We start from the raw sequence: 2,028 nt of genomic DNA, 5'->3' as shown, positions 1-2,028 counted from the left end.
CATGAACTATTTAAATGATGCAGGGCAAAAGCTGGCGAATTTCCTGGATGCCCACCCGATGGTTTCGGCATCGTGCTATCTGGGATTAGACTCCCATCCCCACAGGGAGTTGGCGAGGAAATTTTTCAATGGATACGGAGGAGTTGTTACTTTTGAGTTGAAGCTTTCCAAAGAAGATACTTCTAGTCTAATTGACAATCTACAAGTTCCTTATATTGCCTCTAACTTTGGTTCTGCCGAAACCTACATTGAACAGGTGTCTCCATTTTCCTATTACAATTTATCTGAGGAGGAACGACAAATGCTGAAAATTACTGACAGTTTAGTCAGATTATCCATTGGTTTTAACGATCCCATCGATAGTATTATTGATGACTTGAAGACAAATCTTGCAAAAGCAGCTTAGTGGGGATGTGTATATGAAGTATGGCAGCTACTACAATTTAATGTTAAAGGAATCACCGGAAAAGGGTCGTGGTGTTTTTGCAGCGGAGGAGATATCGGCGGGTAAACTCATCCTGGTGGAGCCTGCACTAATGTTCTCAGGTTCAGATATTGATGGACTGCGATCTCATAAACTGTTCGAGTATATCTTTCAAATTGGAGATTCAATGGCGATTTCCCTAGGAGTTGGGACGTTTATAAATCATTCCGAAGATCCCAATGTCAAAGTCAACCGCCAGATAGATCAAGAACTATTTGAGGTTTTTGCCCTACGTGACATAACCCCAGGGGAAGAACTAACCCATAAGTACATTAGGGCACTGTGGTTTTCCCCAGCAGCGGAGTGATCTTGGACTAGTCTTCTTCGGGTGAGCGAAAAAACGCGTGGGAAACAGATAGCGAAAAAGCTAAAAGCCTTACTTAACAGTGATTTTTTGGATACCATGCTCTCTATCCCACCCAAAATTTCGTTCACCCGTCTTCTTCTTTTACTCTCCGAAAACTTTCTTGATTGCTTATAAACCCCCTACCACAACGACAACTGACCAGGGGAAACATTAGACCTACCTTCCTGGTGATACCCTAAATGACAGCCAGTACACACAGCACCATGCTAGTTGCTGGCACCAGTCGGGAAATCGAAGGTTTCATGCTCATAAAAATCAGCTACAGAAATGATAATATTATTTCATGAAATCCCCTTTTATTCGGTTAAGTTTTATTAAAAAAATATGGCATTTGTAGCCTTTCCAAAAGTGTAAGTTTGTGTGTTATTATTTGCCTTTTTGTTCTGGTCCAACGAAGTACAATCAAGATTTGTTTGTTTTGGCTTAAAACTGTGTGCATAAGCAGGTGCACAAAATTAATTACACATTTTAAAAAACTCAAAGCCTTACATTGTAAGGGTTACAGAGATTGGGAGTAGGTAATTAATTTTGTTTAGGTGTTTAACTCCGGTAACAGTGCTTATCAGTATTAAGTAGGCTATAATAGTACTAGATGCGCGAGCAACTTCACGTTAATGGCACCGTCAACTACCGCACACTTCCCTGGCGGGTAAGTGTGGGCTTGAAAAAGCCTGTTGACCAGACGGCTAGGTTTTCCTAGCAGCCGTTAAGACCAAGAGTTAAAATTCGTACCTTGAAATGCGTGCCAGTTTCAAGCTCTACAACTAGGTAATTAAACAGGTCATTCGGGAAAGCCAGTGTTACCGAGAAAGTACCGAGTCTTAACAGTGTCGAGGCAAACTTTACCAAGAAATTGAGAGATGCAGTAATGCGAGTTTTCGTTCTAGACAAAAACCTGAAACCTCTTGACCCGTGTCACCAAGCTAGGGCAAGAGAGTTACTAAAGAAAGGGAGGGCAAAAGTATTTAAACGATATCCGTTCACCATCCTCTTACTAGATAGAACTGTTGAGGAATCTGTAACTCATCCTCACAGAATCAAGATTGACCCGGGCAGCAAAACAACAGGTGTTGCTGTTGTTCAAGAAAAAACTGGGCGTGTCACAAGCGCTTTAGAAGTCTCACACCGAGGGCAGCGAATCAAAGATGCTCTACGAGATTCAAGAGCATCTTTGATA

3 protein-coding genes are annotated in these 2,028 nt (G+C 41.7%); all 3 read left to right on the top strand.

The features are described 5' to 3' along the window. Nucleotides 1–406, top strand: a 406-nt coding sequence (locus tag F6K53_RS38490) for a PLP-dependent transferase (RefSeq protein ID WP_293085094.1), incomplete at its 5' end; no start/stop codon positions are given. Nucleotides 407–419: 13 nt separating this feature from the next. Then, entirely contained in the window at nucleotides 420–791 is a 372-nt protein-coding gene (locus tag F6K53_RS38485) for an SET domain-containing protein-lysine N-methyltransferase (RefSeq protein ID WP_293085091.1), read from the top strand. 928 nt (nucleotides 792–1,719) lie between these two features. Beyond that, the coding region (locus F6K53_RS38480) for an RRXRR domain-containing protein (protein ID WP_293085088.1) at nucleotides 1,720–2,028 on the top strand (309 nt) is incomplete at its 3' end.

It is taken from the genome of Moorena sp. SIO4A1 (genome assembly GCF_010672065.1).
In the GTDB taxonomy this organism is placed as follows: domain Bacteria; phylum Cyanobacteriota; class Cyanobacteriia; order Cyanobacteriales; family Coleofasciculaceae; genus Moorena.
This window is presented reverse-complemented; position numbering and strand designations above follow the sequence as displayed.

Excerpts from the sequence above, each read along its gene's own strand:
- F6K53_RS38485 (WP_293085091.1), top strand. The coding sequence starts at position 420 with ATGAAGTATGGCAGCTACTACAATTTAATGTTAAAGGAATCACCGGAA.